Source organism: Tumidithrix helvetica PCC 7403 (assembly GCF_965232925.1).
Classification (GTDB): domain Bacteria; phylum Cyanobacteriota; class Cyanobacteriia; order Pseudanabaenales; family Pseudanabaenaceae; genus Tumidithrix; species Tumidithrix helvetica.
Window position 1 is genome coordinate 75194 of the sequence record NZ_CBDDRA010000017.1, and the last position, 15809, is coordinate 91002.

Consider the following 15809-nt stretch of genomic DNA (forward strand, 5'->3'; position numbering starts at 1 on the left):
CGGCAGTAGTTCAGCTTACTAGCGGGGATTATTTATTTAAGTTGATGATTATTTAAAAAATCATAGACATAAGGCTATTATTTAGTATAATTTTCATAGATAAGTATCTATATCTAGGGTTCAGATCCTCGGGATCGCAAAATTTATGGCTCATCGCTTGCTAGACACGCATCTGTCTAATCAAATTACGCTGCATCAACTTCAGGTGTTTGAGGTTGCTGCCCGCCATGGCAGTTATACTCGCGCCGCCGAGGAGTTGTATCTCACGCAGCCCACAGTATCGATGCAAATCAAGCAACTAACAAAAGTGATTGGGATTCCGCTGTTCGAGCAGGTGGGCAAACGACTATTTCTCACCAATGCAGGTAAGGAGCTTTTTAGTACCTGTCAAGAAATCTTCACAAAGCTGTCTCAATATGAGATGACCGTTGCCGACATGAAGGGACTAAAACAGGGGCATCTAAAAATTGCGGTGGTTACTACTGCCAAGTATGTAATTCCTAGATTGCTCGGCCCATTTTGCCAACGCTATCCAGGCATTGATGTTTCTCTAAAAGTCACCAATCACAATGGCATTATCGATCGCCTTTCTGAGAATAAAGACGATCTGTACATTCTCAGCCAGTTGCCTACAGATATTGATATCACATCCTATCCATTTTTAGAAAATCCTTTGGTGGTTTTAGCTGCGCGCAATCATCCCCTTGCCCATGAGACCAATATTCCCTTGCAGAGATTGGCGGATGAGCCGTTTATCATGCGTGAATCAGGCTCAGGGACGCGACGGTTTGTCCAGAAACTATTTGACGAGCATAAAACTGATTTTAAGATCAAGTTAGAACTGGCTAGCAATGAGGCAATTAAGCAAGCGATCGCAGGGGGCTTAGGCATATCGATACTCTCGCGCCACACAGTCGCCCTAGAGGGCGCAACAGGACAGTTGGCAGTTCTAGATGTGCAGGGTTTTCCGATTCAGTGCCATTGGCATGTGATGCACCTCGCCAGCAAACAGCTATCGGTGGTTTCCAATGCATTTCTCAACTATCTGCAAGGAGAAGGCAAACAAATCATCGAGCAAAATTCTCTATGGTAATTGTAGCTTTGGCTTGGGGATATAAGGCTCGGAATACTGATAAGCTTAGGCAAGCAGTATTCCAGTCTTGGATGCTGCTTTATTGGCATGACTAAAATTCTTAAGTATGGGCAGTACGTTCGGGCATTTATTTCGGATTACAACATTTGGTGAATCGCATGGTGGCGGCGTGGGCGTCGTCATTGATGGTTGTCCGCCGCGCATTGAAATTAGCGAAGCAGAAATTCAGGTCGATCTCGATCGCCGCAAGCCGGGGCAGAGCAAAATCACCACACCACGCAAAGAGGACGATCGCTGCGAAATTCTCTCTGGTGTGTTTGAAGGCAAAACTACGGGAACTCCGATTTCAATTCTCGTGCGGAATAAAGATGCACGCAGCCAAGACTATAACGAGATGGCAGACAAGTTTCGCCCTTCTCACGCCGATGCCACCTATCAAGCCAAATATGGAATTCGCAATTGGCAGGGGGGAGGACGATCTTCAGCAAGAGAGACGATTGGTCGGGTTGCCGCAGGTGCGATCGCCAAGAAAATTCTCCAGCAAGTCGCAGGCGTAGAAATTATTGCCTATGTCAAGCGGATTAAAGATTTAGAAGCAGCGATCGATCCCAATACAGTCACCCTAGAGCAGGTCGAAAGTAATATTGTGCGCTGTCCCAATGCCGATATGGCAGAAAAGATGATCGAACTGATTGATTCCATGCGGCGAGAGGGAAATTCCATCGGTGGTATTTTGGAATGTGTGGCGCGGAATGTTCCCGTTGGTTTGGGCGATCCCGTGTTCGATAAGTTGGAAGCCGATCTCGCCAAAGCTGTGATGTCACTCCCTGCAACAAAGGGTTTTGAAATTGGCTCTGGTTTTGAGGGGACTCGGATGACGGGGAAAGAACACAACGATGAGTTTTATATGGAAGGCGATCGCTTCCGCACGCTTACCAATCGTTCGGGCGGCATCCAAGGCGGCATTTCCAATGGCGAAGACATTATCATGCGGGTTGCGTTTAAGCCGACGGCGACGATTATGCAGGAGCAAAAAACCGTAACGGTTGGCGGCGAAGAAACGACGCTAATTGCCAAAGGTCGCCACGATCCCTGTGTTTTACCCCGAGCTGTGCCGATGGTAGAAGCAATGGTAGCCATTACGATTTGCGATCATTATTTAAGGCAGAAAGCGATCGCAATGCATCTTTAATGTAAGTTCGGATTTTAAAGCCACGTAGGGGCAATCCCCCCGTGGTTGCCCAAATCTTTAAACCTAGAAACAGGAATGGTTTCCCCAGATTGCCTGCATACCTAGGGGTAAGTACACGCCATCCAATCCCCCTAATTCCCATACCTGCTAACTGTTATAAGAACCTTTTCTCTTGGCTTACTATCATCAACAATCGCAAGTCTTCGATCGCACGTATCTCAATGAGTTGCGCGGACAGATTTTGGCTTCGCCTTACTTTTCAGTGAATAATCTCAATCGCGATTTTGTCGATACCAAGGGATTTTCGCTGGTATTCCAGCGATCGCATTTAGCGACAGTCGAGCAGAAGTTTCCTTACTTTATGCCCTATCTGCATTGCGTCATGCAACCCGAGTGCAATGCCTTTTATCTCAATCCCCTACTTCTTAAAACTGGTTCGCGCGTAGATCCGCATATCGATCGCTCGTTGCGTTCCTATTGCAAAACTATTGACCCGCCTGCGGTGGTCAGCGTTCTCTACGTTGAAGTTCCCTCAGAGTTAGAAGGTGGAGAACTCGTGCTGCGATCGCACAAACGTCAGGTCGGTAAAATCTGCCCTCAACAGAATAATCTGGTAATTTTCCAAGGAGATTTGACCCATTCCGTGAATGCTGTCAAAAGCTCAGGGAATCGTCTGAGCCTCGTTTGCGAACAATATAATCTCGAAAGTATAGAGCTACGGCAAATCCCAGAATTCAAACTAGAATCACGCACAATTCGTTAAGCAATTTCGTTAAAGGGCTCGAGGCTCGGTTTCGCGTCTGTTGCTGCGAGTAAAACTGTACAGCCTGAGATCGCCTCAAGCCTAACCTATCAAAAGGCGATCGCCCCAAACTTAACCCCATTCATGCCACTTTTCTCACTTCGTAGTGGTTTGCCATCAGTTTTGCTGCAAATTGCATACAGGCATAAATATCTTCTCTTTTTAGCGATGGATATTCTTCAAGCACTTCTTCGATTGAATCACCTGCACCTAAAAACTCCATAACTGTTTGCACAGTAATTCGAGTATTTGCGATAATCGGTCTTCCGTTACAAATATCTGGATCAATAGTTATTCGATTTTGCATAAGAATTATTTCTCCCTTTTTAAAAACTCAGAATCGACTAAAACACACTTTATCAAAAAGCTATCGCTCTTTAACCAAGTTACTTCTGGTAGTGAAATCGACACTGTGTAATAGTGACTTGATTTTCATCAAAAGCATAAATAATCCGATGTTCTTGGTTGATACGCCTAGACCAATAACCTTGCAATTCAAACTTTAAAGGCTCTGGCTTTCCGAGCCCTGTTGTAGGGTTTTTACAGATTTCAAGACAGAGTTGGATAATCTTTCTCAATATCTTGATGTCGTTCTGCTGCCACCAATCCAAGTCTTCTAATGCATTCTCAGTCCAAGTAAGCCTTAACATCAATTTCCCTTACTTGACCTTGTTGATGTTGCAAAACACCTTGTCGGAGGCGATCGCGGTTGGCAGGATTGCTTAGTAAATACAAAGTTTCGACTAAGCTGCTATATTCCTTTGCGTCCAAGATTACAATGCCCTGCTCAGGCTCTTTATAGACTGAAATGACTTCGTGATTTTCTAATACTCGCTCAAAAATCTTTGCAAATTGCGTGTTGCATTCTTGAAAGGTGACTTGTTGAGTTGACATAACTTTATAGTCCTAATTACAAGTTCATCTAGCATTTTAACTTGCGATCGCCGCAAACATAATTCATCAAAATGCGATCGCCTTCTGTATCTATAAAGTAGGGAGCATCACACATTTTACTTGGGAAGTTCTATTTTTCATGGTGCTGCCATTTTCGGCAGTGTATAAAACAACTTCAAAAGTATTTCAGTAAAGAGAAGTAACTCTTTGGCATCAACTTCTTCCATCAACGCAATTTCATGATTTGCCTCATTACCTCTCAAACGAATTCGATCCACCCATGTCTTACTATTAGGAGGCATCAGACTACATAACTGGAATCGCGCACAATTATGATCGCTATTTCGTCACGCAAGATTAGCAAATAACTCTGCGATCGCTTGGTCAGTAGATTGCTCGGTCGTCGGCTCCGTAATTCCAGCCTTCGCAATTACCTCTACAATTTTGTTGCGAGCGATAGCCTGAAATAAAGCATCCACACAAACCTTCGCTACCTTAGGGCGAGGAATACTACCTTCAAATAGGGTGTCGGCTGGCTTCATAATCACGACATCATCGTTATCTTCGTACTTGAGTCCGCCTGGACGCACGATTGTATAGGGCAGACCGCTCACTTGCAGAAATTCTTCGGCTTGTTTTTTCCAAAATAGAACCAACCAAAATAAATTCAGGGGATGCAAGATTAAGGAGGTGCAGAGGGATGAAACCATCACAAATTGTTCGATGCCCTTGGCTTTGGCAGCATTGACTAAATTTTTCGTGCCTTCGTAGTCCACCATATAGGGCGCAAAGGGATCGAGACTAGGCTTTGCGCCTGTCGCTGAGAGTAAAACCGTACAGTCAGCGATCGCATTCACAAGCGTTTCTTTCTTTAAGACATCACCGACCACTAACTCGACTTCGGCTGGCAAAATTTGTTTGGCGGCTTCTAAATCTCTGACCAATGCTCGGACAGGAATGTTGCGCTTGACTAATTCGGCAACAATGCATCGACCCGTTCCGCCTGTTGCACCTGCGACAAATGCTTTCATAGAGTTTTTGACTTAATATTTGTTATGCAACCATCTTAATCTTACTTAATATTTATAGGGTCTGCCGTAAGGGCGAGAAGGACAACGCATTAAAAATGAGGAACAGGTAATCGGTGATGGGGAATTGGTAAAATGAGCAATCAGCATTAAGCTTTTTGGACACCACTGATAACTGCTTACTGAATAACTGACAACGACTCACTGATTAGAAGGCACGAAAAACTACTATGTTCGACGAAATTACCGAGAAATTTGAAGCTGCGTGGAAAAAGTTACGCGGTCAGGACAAAATTAGTGATTCCAACATCCAGAGTGCAATTCGGGAGGTGCGCCGAGCCTTATTAGAAGCAGATGTAAACCTGCAAGTAGTCAAGGAAGTCGTCGAGCAGATCTCTCAAAAAGCTTTAGGCACAGATGTAGTGGCAGGCGTCCGCCCCGATCAGCAGTTCATCAAGGTGGTCTACGACGAGTTAGTGAAACTGATGGGTGAGGCAAACCAACCCCTCGCCGAAGTAGAGCCTGCTCCCACAATTATTTTGATGGCGGGTTTACAGGGTACGGGTAAAACCACCGCCTCGGCAAAACTGGCTTTACACCTGCGCAAACTCGATCGCAGTGCCTTGCTGGTAGCAACGGACGTCTATAGACCTGCGGCGATCGATCAGCTCGTAACCCTGGGCAAACAAATCGATATCCCTGTATTTGAGCTGGGCAGCGATGCCGATCCCGTTGAGATTGCTCGTCAAGGTGTAGCACAGGCAAGATCTCAAGGGATTAACACCGTGATTGTCGATACGGCGGGGCGCTTGCAGATCGACCAAAACATGATGGCAGAGTTGGCGCGGATCAAGCAGGAGATCCAACCGAATGAGGTTTTGCTGGTGGTCGATGCGATGACGGGTCAAGAAGCCGCCAATCTCACCCGCACGTTTCACGAGCAAATCGGGATCACGGGGGCAATTCTCACCAAGATGGATGGCGATACCCGAGGTGGTGCAGCGCTTTCCGTCCGCCAGATCTCAGGACAGCCAATTAAGTTTATTGGGGTAGGTGAAAAAGTTGAGGCGCTACAGCCGTTTTACCCCGAACGTATGGCTTCTCGGATCTTGGGTATGGGTGATGTGCTCACCCTCGTCGAAAAAGCGCAGGAAGAAATTAATCTTGCCGATGCCGAGAAACTCCAAGAAAAAATTCTCTCAGCTAAGTTTGACTTTGATGACTTCCTCAAAAACACCCGCATGATGAAGAGTATGGGGTCATTTGGGGGACTGCTCAAAATGTTACCCGGCATGAAGGTCAACGACGCGCAGTTGCAGCAGGCAGAAGTTCAGCTAAAACGCTGCGAAGCCATGATTAGCTCCATGACCAAGCAAGAGCGGCAAGATCCCGACCTGATTGGCAAAAGCCCCAGTCGCAAGCAGAGAATTGCCAAGGGCTCGGGCTATGCAACCCAAGATGTCACCAAGTTGGTGGCTGACTTCCAGAAAATGCGGACGCTGATGCAGCAAATGGGACAAGGGAAGATGCCCAATATGCCTGGTATGGGTGGCTTTCCAGGCATGCCGGGGATGGGTAATCAGGGGAATACTAGTCCGAGTGGGTTGCCTTATGGAAAGAAAAAGAAAAAGAAGAAAGGGTTTGGTGAGTTGTAGGGTTTATTCATTGACAGTTGTCTCAGAATTCTCAGAATAGAGATCCCCGACTTTTTTTGATTTGCGTCAAAAAATTTGCAAGTTTGCCCAAAAAAGTTGGGGATCTAGGAATGTGAAATCCTTTCAGATCTAAGTTTCAGTAGTTTCAAGTTGTAACGCTAAAATATGCAGCCTAAGTTAATTATTCATGGTGGGGCAGGTAGCTCGCTCGAAAGTAAGGGTGGACTAGAACCTGTACGCCAGTCTCTCCATGCCGTAATCGCCGCCGTCTATCCTTTATTGTTACAGGGTGAGAGTGCGATCGCTGCGGTCGTCAAAGCCTGCCAACTGTTAGAAGACGATCCCCGCTTTAATGCTGGAACAGGCTCGGTGCTGCAATCCGATGGGCAGATTCGCATGAGTGCCTCGCTGATGGATGGCGATCGCCAAAGCTTTAGTGGCGTCATTAATATCTCGCGGGTCAAAAACCCAATCGAGCTGGCTCAAGCCCTGCAAACCAGTGACGATCGCGTGTTGTCAGACTATGGGGCAGCCGAGTTAGCCCGCGAACTTGCCGTCCCGATCTTTAATCCGCTCACCGATCAACGCTTGCAAGAATGGATCGAAGAACGCAAGACCAACTTCAGCCGCAAAATGGCAGAGGTAGCGATGGGAACAATTGGTGTAGTGGCACTCGATCGCTCTGGTCGGCTTTGTGCGGGCACATCGACAGGGGGGCGCGGCTTTGAACGCATCGGGCGCGTTAGCGACTCCGCAACGGCGGCTGGCAACTATGCCACACAAATGGCTGGTGTAAGTTGCACGGGAGTAGGCGAAGATATAATAGACGAGGGGCTAGCAACTCGGATCGTGGTTAGGGTAACGGATGGTCTAAGCCTCCAGCAAGCTGTCGATAAATCTTTTGATGAAGCCCGATCGCGCGATCGGGACTTTGGCGCAATTTGTCTGGATGCCAGCGGGGCGATCGCTTGGGGTAAAACCTGTGCGGTCTTGTTCGCGGCGTATCATGATGGAAATTCGATTGGTGATACGCTGTAATAGGTTTAAAAGCCCTAATCAGTTGATTAGGTATTGTTTATGTCAATCGCTTAACTCAGTGGCTCAACTATGAAAGATGTGATGATTATTGGTGCTGGTCTCGCAGGGCTAATCTGCGCTCAGCAACTTCGCCACGCTGGATTTAAGGTCACCATAGTTGAAAAATCGGCTGGTGTGGGCGGACGCATGGCAACACGACGGCTGCAAGGAACTTGGGTCGATCATGGGGCGCAGTACATCACGGTGCGGAATGATGGCTTCGAGCGATTTATTAACAAGCTAGAAGAAAAAGGCATCGTCCAAAAATGGACGCGCAATTTCCATTACCTCACAGAAACAGGGCTGCGTCCTCCTACTGCCGATGAGATGTATCCCCGCTATTGCTGTCCTGCGGGAATGACAGCGATTCCCAAATATTTAGCGAACGCACATCTTGCCAGCGATCAAAAAATAATTTTTAACACCCGAATTGTGGCAGTCAATTGCGATGCTGGAAAGTGGCAACTGATCACCGACCAACGAGAACTCTTAGAAGCAACAGCAGTAGTTGCAACCATGCCTGCGCCTCAGTTTTTACCCCTATTTGAATCTGTGCTTGCTCCTGCACCCAGCTTTCAACAGGCAGTGCGATCGGTGAAATTTTCACCCAGTATTACGATCATGGCGGGCTATGCGGCGGGAAATTCTGTGCCTCCAGAATGGCAGGCGATTAAATGTCTGAGCGACCCGATTTTGAGTTGGATTGGGTTGGATAGTAGTAAGCACCCTGACAAAGCTACCCAACCTGTGTTTGTGTTTCAAAGTACGGCCGATTTTGCCAAACATTCCATGGATGAGCCAGACTTAGAACTGGCTGGTAAGCCGATCTTAAACCGAGCGGGTAAACTTTTAGCGAAGTGGTTGAGCAGTCCCGAATGGTGGCAAGTGCATCGATGGCGCTATGCGATCGCCGAAGAAGTCTTAGGTGCTGCTTGTCTATCTACTTCCATTCCATTACCGCTAGTTTGTGCGGGTGACTGGTGTGCTGGCTCAAATGTGGAAGCTGCCTATCAGTCAGGGCTAGCGGCGTCGGAATCTTTAGTGGAACTGTTGAAGTAGTTCAGGCAGCATTCCCATTCTTATTTCCATTTTCTACGTTCATGCCTCAGGTTTTACGATCAGAATTCCGTAAGCATTGGGGTTGAGATATTCGCGGGCGGCCGCTTGCAAATCAGCTTGCGTTAGTGCATTAATAAAATCAGGATAGTAGAGGGCTGTGTCGAGATGACCGACTATGCGATCGTAGTAGCCATAAATTCCTGCCCTTTGATTGGGCGATTCATTGCCAAAGATAAAGCGATTTGCCACCTGCGTGCGAATTTTCTCTAGCTCCACCATGGTGACAAATTCGTCATGGAGTTTGGTTAAATGCTCGCGAATTGCTTGCTCGACGAGTGGAATATTCTCAACATCTAACTTCGCAAAGATTTGGAATGTTCCCTGCCAGAGTTGGGTGGAATTACCTACCGAGATCCGATCGACCAAACGGCGGGTTTCTCGCAAGTCTTTGACGAGTCGCGAAGTTCGTCCTCCACTCAAAACACTTGCCAAAATATTGAGTGCATAGGTTTTTTCGATCGCGGTTAGTCCAGGTACGCGCCAAGTCATAATCAGGCGGGCTTGCTGCAAACTGCTATCGGTGACTTCTTGCCGCACCACTGTATCAAAGACTGGCTCAGGTAGCCAAGTGGGACGAGTTTGAGGGATGGGTGCAGGTTGGGAACTCCGATCGAAATAGTTGGCGATCGCTTCGATCGTTTCAGATACGGGTAGGTTGCCAACCGCAGCGATCGTCATGTTGTGGGGGGCGTACCAACTGCGGTGAAAGTCACGCATTTGCTCGGAGGTGACTTGGGAAATCACTGCCGCAGAGCCCAAGACGGGGCGACGATAGGGCAACAACTGATGCACCATCTCGGCGGTGTGGCGTTGAATGCGTCGTTCGGGATTGTCTTCGCTGCGACGAATTTCTTCGAGTACGACCAAGCGTTCGCGCTGAAACTCTGGGTCGGGAATGCTGGCATTTAAAACCACATCCAACTGAAGCGGTGCAAGTTTGGCAAAATCCTTGGGGGCAACGGTGATGTAGTAGTTGGTGTAGTCCTGACTGGTTCCCGCATTGGTATTGCCTCCGTGGGACTCGATCAGACGCTCAAACTCGCCAACCTTGAGGCGATCGCTGCCCTTAAACACCATATGTTCTAAAAAGTGCGCCATGCCATTGATGTCATCACTTTCGACGGCAGAACCAACATTCACCCAAATGCTGAGATTCACAGCATCGACGGGAATCTGCTCGGCAATGATTTTGACGCCATTGGGTAAGACGTGCACAGTTGGCACAGCCAGACTAGTCCGAGGGGGAGCGATCGCTACGGTCATATCTTGCTGAATGGTTAAGTGAATACCCGATTCGGGCTTACATGCGACCTTACGCCGATCTTACGACCGATCGAGGGCTTGTAACCGATAATAAGACTCACGTACTGCCGAATCATCTCTTAGCTTAACAGCAAAATCTATAGACTGTTGGTAAGCCTCCCGCGCTTTAGGAATGTAGCCAAAGGAGAGATACAAATCGCCGAGTTGACGCTGGGTGAGTATCGCTGTGGGCAAGTCGTTTAAGACAAGGGCAATACCCGTGCGATTTTGGAGTAAATCTTCGATGCGGTAAAAGTTAGGAATTTCCAGATAGGGAGCAATTAGGCGGTCGGTGGCGATCGCCATCAGCTTCAAGTCATGGGTTTGGCGGGCGATCGTCAATGCCCAACCATAGTCTGTAATGGCAGCTTTAAAGTTATCGGTCGCCATGTAGCTATCCCCACTGTTAATCAGGGTATAGGCTTGGCCCGAAAAATCTCGGATGTCTTGACGATAGGGAATTGAGGCGTAATAACGTTTGATTGCCGTGAAATGATCGCCATAACGGGCAGCAATTAAGCCACTGTGGTGCAGGGCAGTGCCTGTGCCGAATATATGCCGATACTGACGGGAGAGATCGAGTGCCGCTTTATTGATCGGCATAGCCTCGGCAGGGGCATCTTTGATCAGGGCGATCGCCGACAAGCTATTTAAGGATGATATTTGTACCCCTGGATCGCTGAGCGTATTGGCAAAGCCAAGTTGGGTCTGATAGGTGTCTTGGGCATCGACTTTAGCGCCAATCTTTTGATAGGTGTCCCCAATCATGCTTAGGGTACGAGAAATGGCGGTTCGATCGTTCACAAGTTCGTAAAGCGCGATCGCTTGTTGCCAAGAGGCGATTGCCTGTTTGGGTAGCCCCCGATCGAGCTGAGTTTTGCCGAGGTCGAGCAAGCGATCGCCTTCGTCTCTAATCCCGCGATTGTCCCGATTGATAATCTTGAGCTGAGCTGTTACCTCAGGGGGAAAAAGCGTTACTCCCATTGAAATCGCGGCAACCAAACCAAGCCAGCAAGCCGTTTTGCTTCCAAGTCGCTTCATAGATTTTCTCCTCATCCTCACCGGTTACTTCTGCAGACGTGCCAAAAAGTCAACGCATTGTAACAGGTATGGGGAAGTTTTTTCCGACAATTTCAGGCAATTTTTGACAAAAACAAGATTACCTTTTAAATCATTTTTAAAATGGTAGTGATGGTCTTATCCTTAGCGATTAAGCAAAATAGTTACACCCAACAATTGAGACATGGGTTAGCTCATCGTTGTTTTGACATCCTTATGGGCACCTCTAAAAATCCAAAATAATTGAGAATACAAACGAAACATCAAGGCTTTTGGGCTTTTGTTATTGAGAATAAGCCAAGTAATAGAGGTGCCCTTATATCCCAATAGCTCTTGCTCTTTAGGATATAAATCCTTATTCCAAATTTATTCCTTCTCTTCAGAGTTATCAAAGATTAGCAAGACATACATTAAACTTAAAGTACTTTCTATATACGCCAATCTGAAATATCATTTTTAGGCTAATTTAGTTTAGTTAAAGCCAATACGGTTCTTGGAGCCAGTTTATGATGACTTTGGTCTTTGACAGTCTACAAATAAGTGGCTATCGCGGCTTTCAAATGCTCGATCTGCAGCAATTAGGTCAAGTAAATATTTTTGTTGGCAATAACAATTCAGGAAAAACTAGCCTTCTTGAAGCTATTTCAATTTTATGTAATCCACTTGATCCATTTCAATGGCTCGAAGTTTCACAAAGGAGGCTATATCTAGGCAGATCTTCATACATTTCGCTTCGACCTAATCTTGAGGCAGTAAAATGGATTTTCCCCAAAAAGATAGATTCATCTAACAACGAGTTTTATCAGAGTGAAATTTTAATAGAAGCAAGTGGCAGTACCCCTATACATAGATTTAAAGCGAGGCTTGGAGAAATTTATGGTAGTGGAGTGGAAAAGCCAAATCAAGAAAGCTTCAATGAAGAAGTAGGTTCTCCTGATGAGGATACAGGTTCTCCTGAAATCAACTCTATTCGAATCGGTGTTGAGATAGAAATTGCAGCAAATATAGTCTCGGAACAAGTTAGCTTATTTCCCTCTGACCCAGAGCATATAGAAGTATTCCAGTTTTGGGAAGATGAGCGATTTGTCCAACGCAGGCGTAATAAACCACTTGTAAAAAGTGCAACTATATTTCCTTCATACTCTTCTGAGCCTATTTTAGATCGCCTCACACGAATAATTTTGCAGGAAAAAAATGGAAAGAGCGAAGTGCTCGAGTTGATTCAATGGTTCGATGATAATATACTTGATATTCAAATACTATCCACTCCAACTGCTAGAGCAGTTCTCTATATAGAGCATAAAGAGCTTGGATTTGCTCCTTTATATACATTTGGCGATGGGTTTAAACGGACTTTAGTTATCGCTCTTACTCTATTGACTAACAAAAATGGTGTACTCCTTATTGATGAGATTGAGACATCTATCCATGTTTCTGCGCTCAGTAAAGTATTTTCTTGGATTGTAAAATCTTGTCGTCACCAAGATATTCAACTTTTTGTGACAACTCATAGTCTTGAGGCGATTGATGCAATGTTACAAGCTGATGTTACTACAGATGATGTTGTAGCTTTTCGACTAAATCCTAAGGGACAAGCTCCCCAAAGGTTCTCTGGGAGCTTATTACATAGGTTGCGTTCAGAGCGTGGACTGGATGTGAGGTAGTCATGGTCAAGTACTGTTACATTGTTACAGAAGGTCCCCAAGATATTGAATTCCTCATTTGTTTACTCAAATCTTATGGTTTAAAGCGAGTAACTCGTTTCTCGTCGCTTGACTCCTTTTGGAAACCACTTGTACCTTCAGCATTTCCTGTGGATGATGACCTGAGGAAACGTGTGCCTGTTCCAGTCTTTTTACAAAATGCTGATCTATCAGTTGCTTTGCATAGTGCTATTGGAATCACACGTTTATCGGAAACTATAGAGGAAAACCTTGCGTTAATTCCAGCTTCAAAATTTTTTGGCATTGGTGTTTTTCTAGATGCTGATGATAGCGAAACACCTCAAGAAAGATTCGAGAAACTAATTTCTGAGTTATCTCCACGTGGTTTGTTGTTACCTTCAGTGCTTGGGGAAGTTATGAAAGACTCTCCCAGATGTGGGATTTTTATAGCTCCAAATAACAGTGCCCCAGGGACTTTAGAAGATATTTTGATTGAATGTGCAAAGGTAAACTATCCGAATCTACTAGCTCTTTCTACTAAATATGTTGCTGATATTGATACTAACCAATTAACTAAGGATGACTTGAAGGAGCTAAATAAACCAGCAGGCAAAAATAAAGTAGTGATTTCAAGCATCAGTAGCATACTAAGACCTGGTAAGACTTTGCAAGTTTCAATACAGGATAACCGATGGATAGATGAGAAAACAATGACACTGAATACTATAAAGCGTGTCCAGGAGTTTCTTGAGCAAGTTATGGGACTTGTATGAGTAGTTAGATTTGATAGGCATCTCAAGATTTTCTACTTTGGAAGTCCATTGGATGACAACAGAGATGATTTGGCAATTAGCCAAGATGTTAGGATTGGGAAGACCTGCAATTGTAAGTAGCCTCTGATAATCCCATAACATTATCGGGACTATAAAAATAATCTCTGGAACTACTAATTTATGTTACGTAGAGGTTTCTGAAGCCCTTATCCCTCAGTTCTTCGAGGGAAACAAGATCAAAACGGTAGCTTTGTCGCTACGCCCCATAAGGGAAGAGTGTTTGAGGAGTACTTTGAGGTTATAGTTCCGCGTAAGGTGACTTACTAACTAGCAATCACTGTCAGTTTGGGCAAACTCTGTAGTTCAAAACAATTGCTATGCCAAGATATATTGCATTCCTGCGTGCCATTAACGTCGGAGGTCATACAGTCAAAATGGACTACCTTCGTTCTCTATTTGAAGCAATGGATTTCTCTGATGTTTCGACATTTATCGCCAGTGGTAATGTCATCTTCAACGCTGATTCTAAAAACGCTAAGAGCCTCGAACAGACCATTGAGCAACAGCTCAAAAGCTCCTTAGGTTACGACGTTGCGACATTTATTAGAACCAATCGCGAAGTCTCCGATCTTGCCAGCTACAAGCCCTTTACAGAGGATGCGTTGCAATCTGCTCTTGCCTTAAATATCGTATTTTTAGCAGAACCACTGACTAAAGATGCCATCCAAGTTCTCAATACGTTAAAGACTGAGATCGATGACTTTCATACCCGCGATCGCGAGGTCTATTGGTTATGCAAACAGAAACAGAGCGAATCCACCTTCTCTAATGCAGTGTTTGAGAAAAAGCTCAAACTAAGAGCAACCTTCCGCAGCGCTAGCACGATCTCAAAAATAGCTGCGAAATATCCTGTACAGTAAGGAACTGTGCTAACTCCTGAAGGATAGTCTGGGAAGGTAAATGGAATTAAAAGGTTCGGAGAGGCGATCGCCGTTCGAGCAAAATCAAGGCATGTTGCACGCGATTGTTAAATGGTAGCTCGATGGCAAGCCCTGCTAGCAAGTCTTTGAGATAATCATATTCAGTCTTAGTCAGAGGAATATCTGGGTGTGAGGTTTCTAAGTTTTCTAGATTGGGCTGCATATCTGGGTAATAAAAAGGCTCTGAATGCCAATCGCAAGAAAGGCATACCCAATAGCTATAGTCCGTGACGACTCCCTCAAAATTGCTTGTGACCGCGATTAATTCGCTGCCACAGGTAGGGCAAGGTCGATCTGGTGTAGTCATGACTTTTTACGGTTCTCCTCCATGCGATCGCTTAAACAACTTCATCTGACAGAGTGGATGAAGTTCAGAATCTCTTGATTCATCCTGTGTCAGTTCTATTTACATAACATGGATTCATGGATTCACAAAGCAGAGATAACCTTTCTATCACTTTTCTATATCTTTCTATAACCTCAATCGCTGTACAGGAGATGCATTTACATAATATTCACAAATAAATCTTTAAAATCCTATATTCTTGCTTTACGACGAAGTTATTCCTCAGATATTCCTCACAGAGTTCGCCTAGCGATAGTGCCTAATGAGTATTACTAATGAACCTAAAGATAGGACAAGAATAATACCGACAAAAATAATAACAATTGCCATCTTGGTTTTCTACAAATGCATTGTTTTCAATCTTATCTTCAAGAGCGATCGTTAAACCCTATTCCTTACCATCGCCTGATTTGAGACTGGCTTTGTAGACAGCCCAACCACCTAAGTCTGAGATATCTAGCCACTGATACTTTTCTACGAGTTCGAGAGGATAGAGCATTGCCGTTAAGACTTCGCCATCCTCTAAAACCACATCACCAGGGTACATATGGGGTGGTTCGTTTGCGAGTAGATAGTCATACTGTGCGATCGTGAGTTCGTATACTTCGCCTGGAATGCTAATGCCACCCTCTGCCACAGTATAGATTGCTGGATGCCATCCATTTTCAGCCGCATGGAGCCGATAGAGAGGACGAGTTTTTGCTGGTTTAACGAAAGTAGCAGACTGCAAGTTTTGATGGTCGGGTTGACCTTTTAACGCCGAACCACAGATAAATACTTTTTTTGTTTGCGTTGTTGTTTGTCCAGTCGATTCAGTCATGATTT

At 45.4% G+C, this 15809-nt stretch carries 18 protein-coding genes; 9 read left to right on the forward strand and 9 right to left on the reverse strand.

Going from position 1 to position 15809, the window contains the following annotated elements:
* Nucleotides 1-145: 145 nt before the first annotated feature.
* The 3 genes from ACP2WE_RS16155 (at nucleotide 146) to ACP2WE_RS16165 (ending at nucleotide 3048) form a co-directional block, all read left to right on the forward strand.
* Nucleotides 146-1093, forward strand: coding sequence for a LysR family transcriptional regulator (locus tag ACP2WE_RS16155; RefSeq protein ID WP_425216575.1), 948 nt, complete (start codon nucleotides 146-148; stop codon nucleotides 1091-1093).
* Nucleotides 1094-1199: 106 nt separating this feature from the next.
* Nucleotides 1200-2285, forward strand: a complete 1086-nt coding sequence (gene aroC, locus ACP2WE_RS16160) for a chorismate synthase (protein ID WP_425216576.1) — start codon at nucleotides 1200-1202, stop codon at nucleotides 2283-2285.
* Nucleotides 2286-2457: 172 nt separating this feature from the next.
* On the forward strand, nucleotides 2458-3048 hold the full coding sequence (locus ACP2WE_RS16165; RefSeq protein WP_425216577.1) for a 2OG-Fe(II) oxygenase: 591 nt from the start codon (nucleotides 2458-2460) through the stop codon (nucleotides 3046-3048).
* Between the two features lie 121 nt (nucleotides 3049-3169).
* On the opposite strand, the gene ACP2WE_RS16170 is transcribed toward ACP2WE_RS16165, so the two are convergent.
* The 5 genes from ACP2WE_RS16170 to ACP2WE_RS16190 form a co-directional block, all read right to left on the reverse strand.
* Nucleotides 3170-3394 carry a DUF433 domain-containing protein gene (locus tag ACP2WE_RS16170; RefSeq protein WP_425216578.1) on the reverse strand — a complete coding sequence of 75 codons (225 nt, stop codon included), beginning with the start codon at nucleotides 3392-3394 and terminating at the stop codon, nucleotides 3170-3172.
* Between the two features lie 79 nt (nucleotides 3395-3473).
* Nucleotides 3474-3737 (reverse strand): Txe/YoeB family addiction module toxin, encoded by a 264-nt coding sequence (locus ACP2WE_RS16175; RefSeq protein WP_425216579.1) that lies wholly within the window; start codon nucleotides 3735-3737, stop codon nucleotides 3474-3476.
* Nucleotides 3715-3981 (reverse strand): type II toxin-antitoxin system Phd/YefM family antitoxin, encoded by a 267-nt coding sequence (locus ACP2WE_RS16180; protein WP_425216580.1) that lies wholly within the window; start codon nucleotides 3979-3981, stop codon nucleotides 3715-3717. Before ACP2WE_RS16180 ends, ACP2WE_RS16175 begins: the two co-directional genes overlap by 23 nt.
* 137 nt (nucleotides 3982-4118) lie before the next feature.
* Nucleotides 4119-4286 (reverse strand): DUF4145 domain-containing protein, encoded by a 168-nt coding sequence (locus tag ACP2WE_RS16185; RefSeq protein ID WP_503473944.1) that lies wholly within the window; start codon nucleotides 4284-4286, stop codon nucleotides 4119-4121.
* A gap of 42 nt (nucleotides 4287-4328) precedes the next feature.
* Nucleotides 4329-5012, reverse strand: coding sequence for an SDR family oxidoreductase (locus ACP2WE_RS16190; protein ID WP_425216582.1), 684 nt, complete (start codon nucleotides 5010-5012; stop codon nucleotides 4329-4331).
* 227 nt (nucleotides 5013-5239) lie between these two features.
* Here ACP2WE_RS16190 and ffh point away from each other — a divergent pair, with 227 nt between their 5' ends.
* The 3 genes from ffh to ACP2WE_RS16205 all read left to right on the forward strand — a co-directional run bounded on the left by ffh (nucleotide 5240) and on the right by ACP2WE_RS16205 (nucleotide 8800).
* Nucleotides 5240-6664: a signal recognition particle protein gene (gene ffh / locus ACP2WE_RS16195; protein WP_425216583.1), complete on the forward strand. Its 1425-nt coding sequence runs from the start codon at nucleotides 5240-5242 to the stop codon at nucleotides 6662-6664.
* Nucleotides 6665-6829: 165 nt separating this feature from the next.
* A complete protein-coding gene (locus ACP2WE_RS16200) occupies nucleotides 6830-7702 on the forward strand; it encodes an isoaspartyl peptidase/L-asparaginase (protein WP_425216584.1) in 873 nt (290 codons plus the stop codon).
* Between the two features lie 69 nt (nucleotides 7703-7771).
* On the forward strand, nucleotides 7772-8800 hold the full coding sequence (locus ACP2WE_RS16205) for an NAD(P)/FAD-dependent oxidoreductase (RefSeq protein WP_425216585.1): 1029 nt from the start codon (nucleotides 7772-7774) through the stop codon (nucleotides 8798-8800).
* A 39-nt stretch (nucleotides 8801-8839) separates the two neighbouring features.
* Here ACP2WE_RS16205 and ACP2WE_RS16210 read toward each other — a convergent pair whose 3' ends face one another.
* Both ACP2WE_RS16210 and ACP2WE_RS16215 read right to left on the reverse strand, forming a co-directional pair.
* A complete protein-coding gene (locus ACP2WE_RS16210; RefSeq protein ID WP_425216586.1) occupies nucleotides 8840-10123 on the reverse strand; it encodes a M16 family metallopeptidase in 1284 nt (427 codons plus the stop codon).
* 60 nt (nucleotides 10124-10183) lie between these two features.
* Nucleotides 10184-11203 (reverse strand): hypothetical protein, encoded by a 1020-nt coding sequence (locus ACP2WE_RS16215; protein WP_425216587.1) that lies wholly within the window; start codon nucleotides 11201-11203, stop codon nucleotides 10184-10186.
* Between the two features lie 524 nt (nucleotides 11204-11727).
* On the opposite strand from ACP2WE_RS16215, the gene ACP2WE_RS16220 reads away from it, so the two are divergent.
* The 3 genes from ACP2WE_RS16220 (at nucleotide 11728) to ACP2WE_RS16230 (ending at nucleotide 14578) form a co-directional block, all read left to right on the forward strand.
* Nucleotides 11728-12885, forward strand: a complete 1158-nt coding sequence (locus ACP2WE_RS16220; RefSeq protein WP_425216588.1) for an AAA family ATPase — start codon at nucleotides 11728-11730, stop codon at nucleotides 12883-12885.
* 2 nt (nucleotides 12886-12887) lie between these two features.
* A complete protein-coding gene (locus ACP2WE_RS16225; protein ID WP_425216589.1) occupies nucleotides 12888-13658 on the forward strand; it encodes a DUF3226 domain-containing protein in 771 nt (256 codons plus the stop codon).
* Nucleotides 13659-14035: 377 nt separating this feature from the next.
* Nucleotides 14036-14578 carry a DUF1697 domain-containing protein gene (locus tag ACP2WE_RS16230; RefSeq protein ID WP_425216590.1) on the forward strand — a complete coding sequence of 181 codons (543 nt, stop codon included), beginning with the start codon at nucleotides 14036-14038 and terminating at the stop codon, nucleotides 14576-14578.
* A gap of 46 nt (nucleotides 14579-14624) precedes the next feature.
* Here ACP2WE_RS16230 and ACP2WE_RS16235 read toward each other — a convergent pair whose 3' ends face one another.
* Nucleotides 14625-14945, reverse strand: a complete 321-nt coding sequence (locus tag ACP2WE_RS16235) for a hypothetical protein (protein ID WP_425216591.1) — start codon at nucleotides 14943-14945, stop codon at nucleotides 14625-14627.
* Between the two features lie 427 nt (nucleotides 14946-15372).
* Nucleotides 15373-15804 (reverse strand): allophanate hydrolase-related protein, encoded by a 432-nt coding sequence (locus ACP2WE_RS16240; protein WP_425216592.1) that lies wholly within the window; start codon nucleotides 15802-15804, stop codon nucleotides 15373-15375.
* Nucleotides 15805-15809 lie beyond the last annotated feature (5 nt).

Excerpts from the sequence above, each read along its gene's own strand:
- ACP2WE_RS16155 (WP_425216575.1), top strand. The coding sequence starts at position 146 with ATGGCTCATCGCTTGCTAGACACGCATCTGTCTAATCAAATTACGCTG.
- aroC (WP_425216576.1), top strand. The coding sequence starts at position 1,200 with ATGGGCAGTACGTTCGGGCATTTATTTCGGATTACAACATTTGGTGAA.
- ACP2WE_RS16170 (WP_425216578.1), bottom strand. The coding sequence starts at position 3,394 with ATGCAAAATCGAATAACTATTGATCCAGATATTTGTAACGGAAGACCG.
- ACP2WE_RS16175 (WP_425216579.1), bottom strand. The coding sequence starts at position 3,737 with ATGTTAAGGCTTACTTGGACTGAGAATGCATTAGAAGACTTGGATTGG.
- ACP2WE_RS16180 (WP_425216580.1), bottom strand. The coding sequence starts at position 3,981 with ATGTCAACTCAACAAGTCACCTTTCAAGAATGCAACACGCAATTTGCA.
- ACP2WE_RS16190 (WP_425216582.1), bottom strand. The coding sequence starts at position 5,012 with ATGAAAGCATTTGTCGCAGGTGCAACAGGCGGAACGGGTCGATGCATT.
- ffh (WP_425216583.1), top strand. The coding sequence starts at position 5,240 with ATGTTCGACGAAATTACCGAGAAATTTGAAGCTGCGTGGAAAAAGTTA.
- ACP2WE_RS16200 (WP_425216584.1), top strand. The coding sequence starts at position 6,830 with ATGCAGCCTAAGTTAATTATTCATGGTGGGGCAGGTAGCTCGCTCGAA.
- ACP2WE_RS16205 (WP_425216585.1), top strand. The coding sequence starts at position 7,772 with ATGAAAGATGTGATGATTATTGGTGCTGGTCTCGCAGGGCTAATCTGC.
- ACP2WE_RS16210 (WP_425216586.1), bottom strand. The coding sequence starts at position 10,123 with ATGACCGTAGCGATCGCTCCCCCTCGGACTAGTCTGGCTGTGCCAACT.
- ACP2WE_RS16215 (WP_425216587.1), bottom strand. The coding sequence starts at position 11,203 with ATGAAGCGACTTGGAAGCAAAACGGCTTGCTGGCTTGGTTTGGTTGCC.
- ACP2WE_RS16220 (WP_425216588.1), top strand. The coding sequence starts at position 11,728 with ATGATGACTTTGGTCTTTGACAGTCTACAAATAAGTGGCTATCGCGGC.
- ACP2WE_RS16225 (WP_425216589.1), top strand. The coding sequence starts at position 12,888 with ATGGTCAAGTACTGTTACATTGTTACAGAAGGTCCCCAAGATATTGAA.
- ACP2WE_RS16230 (WP_425216590.1), top strand. The coding sequence starts at position 14,036 with ATGCCAAGATATATTGCATTCCTGCGTGCCATTAACGTCGGAGGTCAT.
- ACP2WE_RS16235 (WP_425216591.1), bottom strand. The coding sequence starts at position 14,945 with ATGACTACACCAGATCGACCTTGCCCTACCTGTGGCAGCGAATTAATC.
- ACP2WE_RS16240 (WP_425216592.1), bottom strand. The coding sequence starts at position 15,804 with ATGACTGAATCGACTGGACAAACAACAACGCAAACAAAAAAAGTATTT.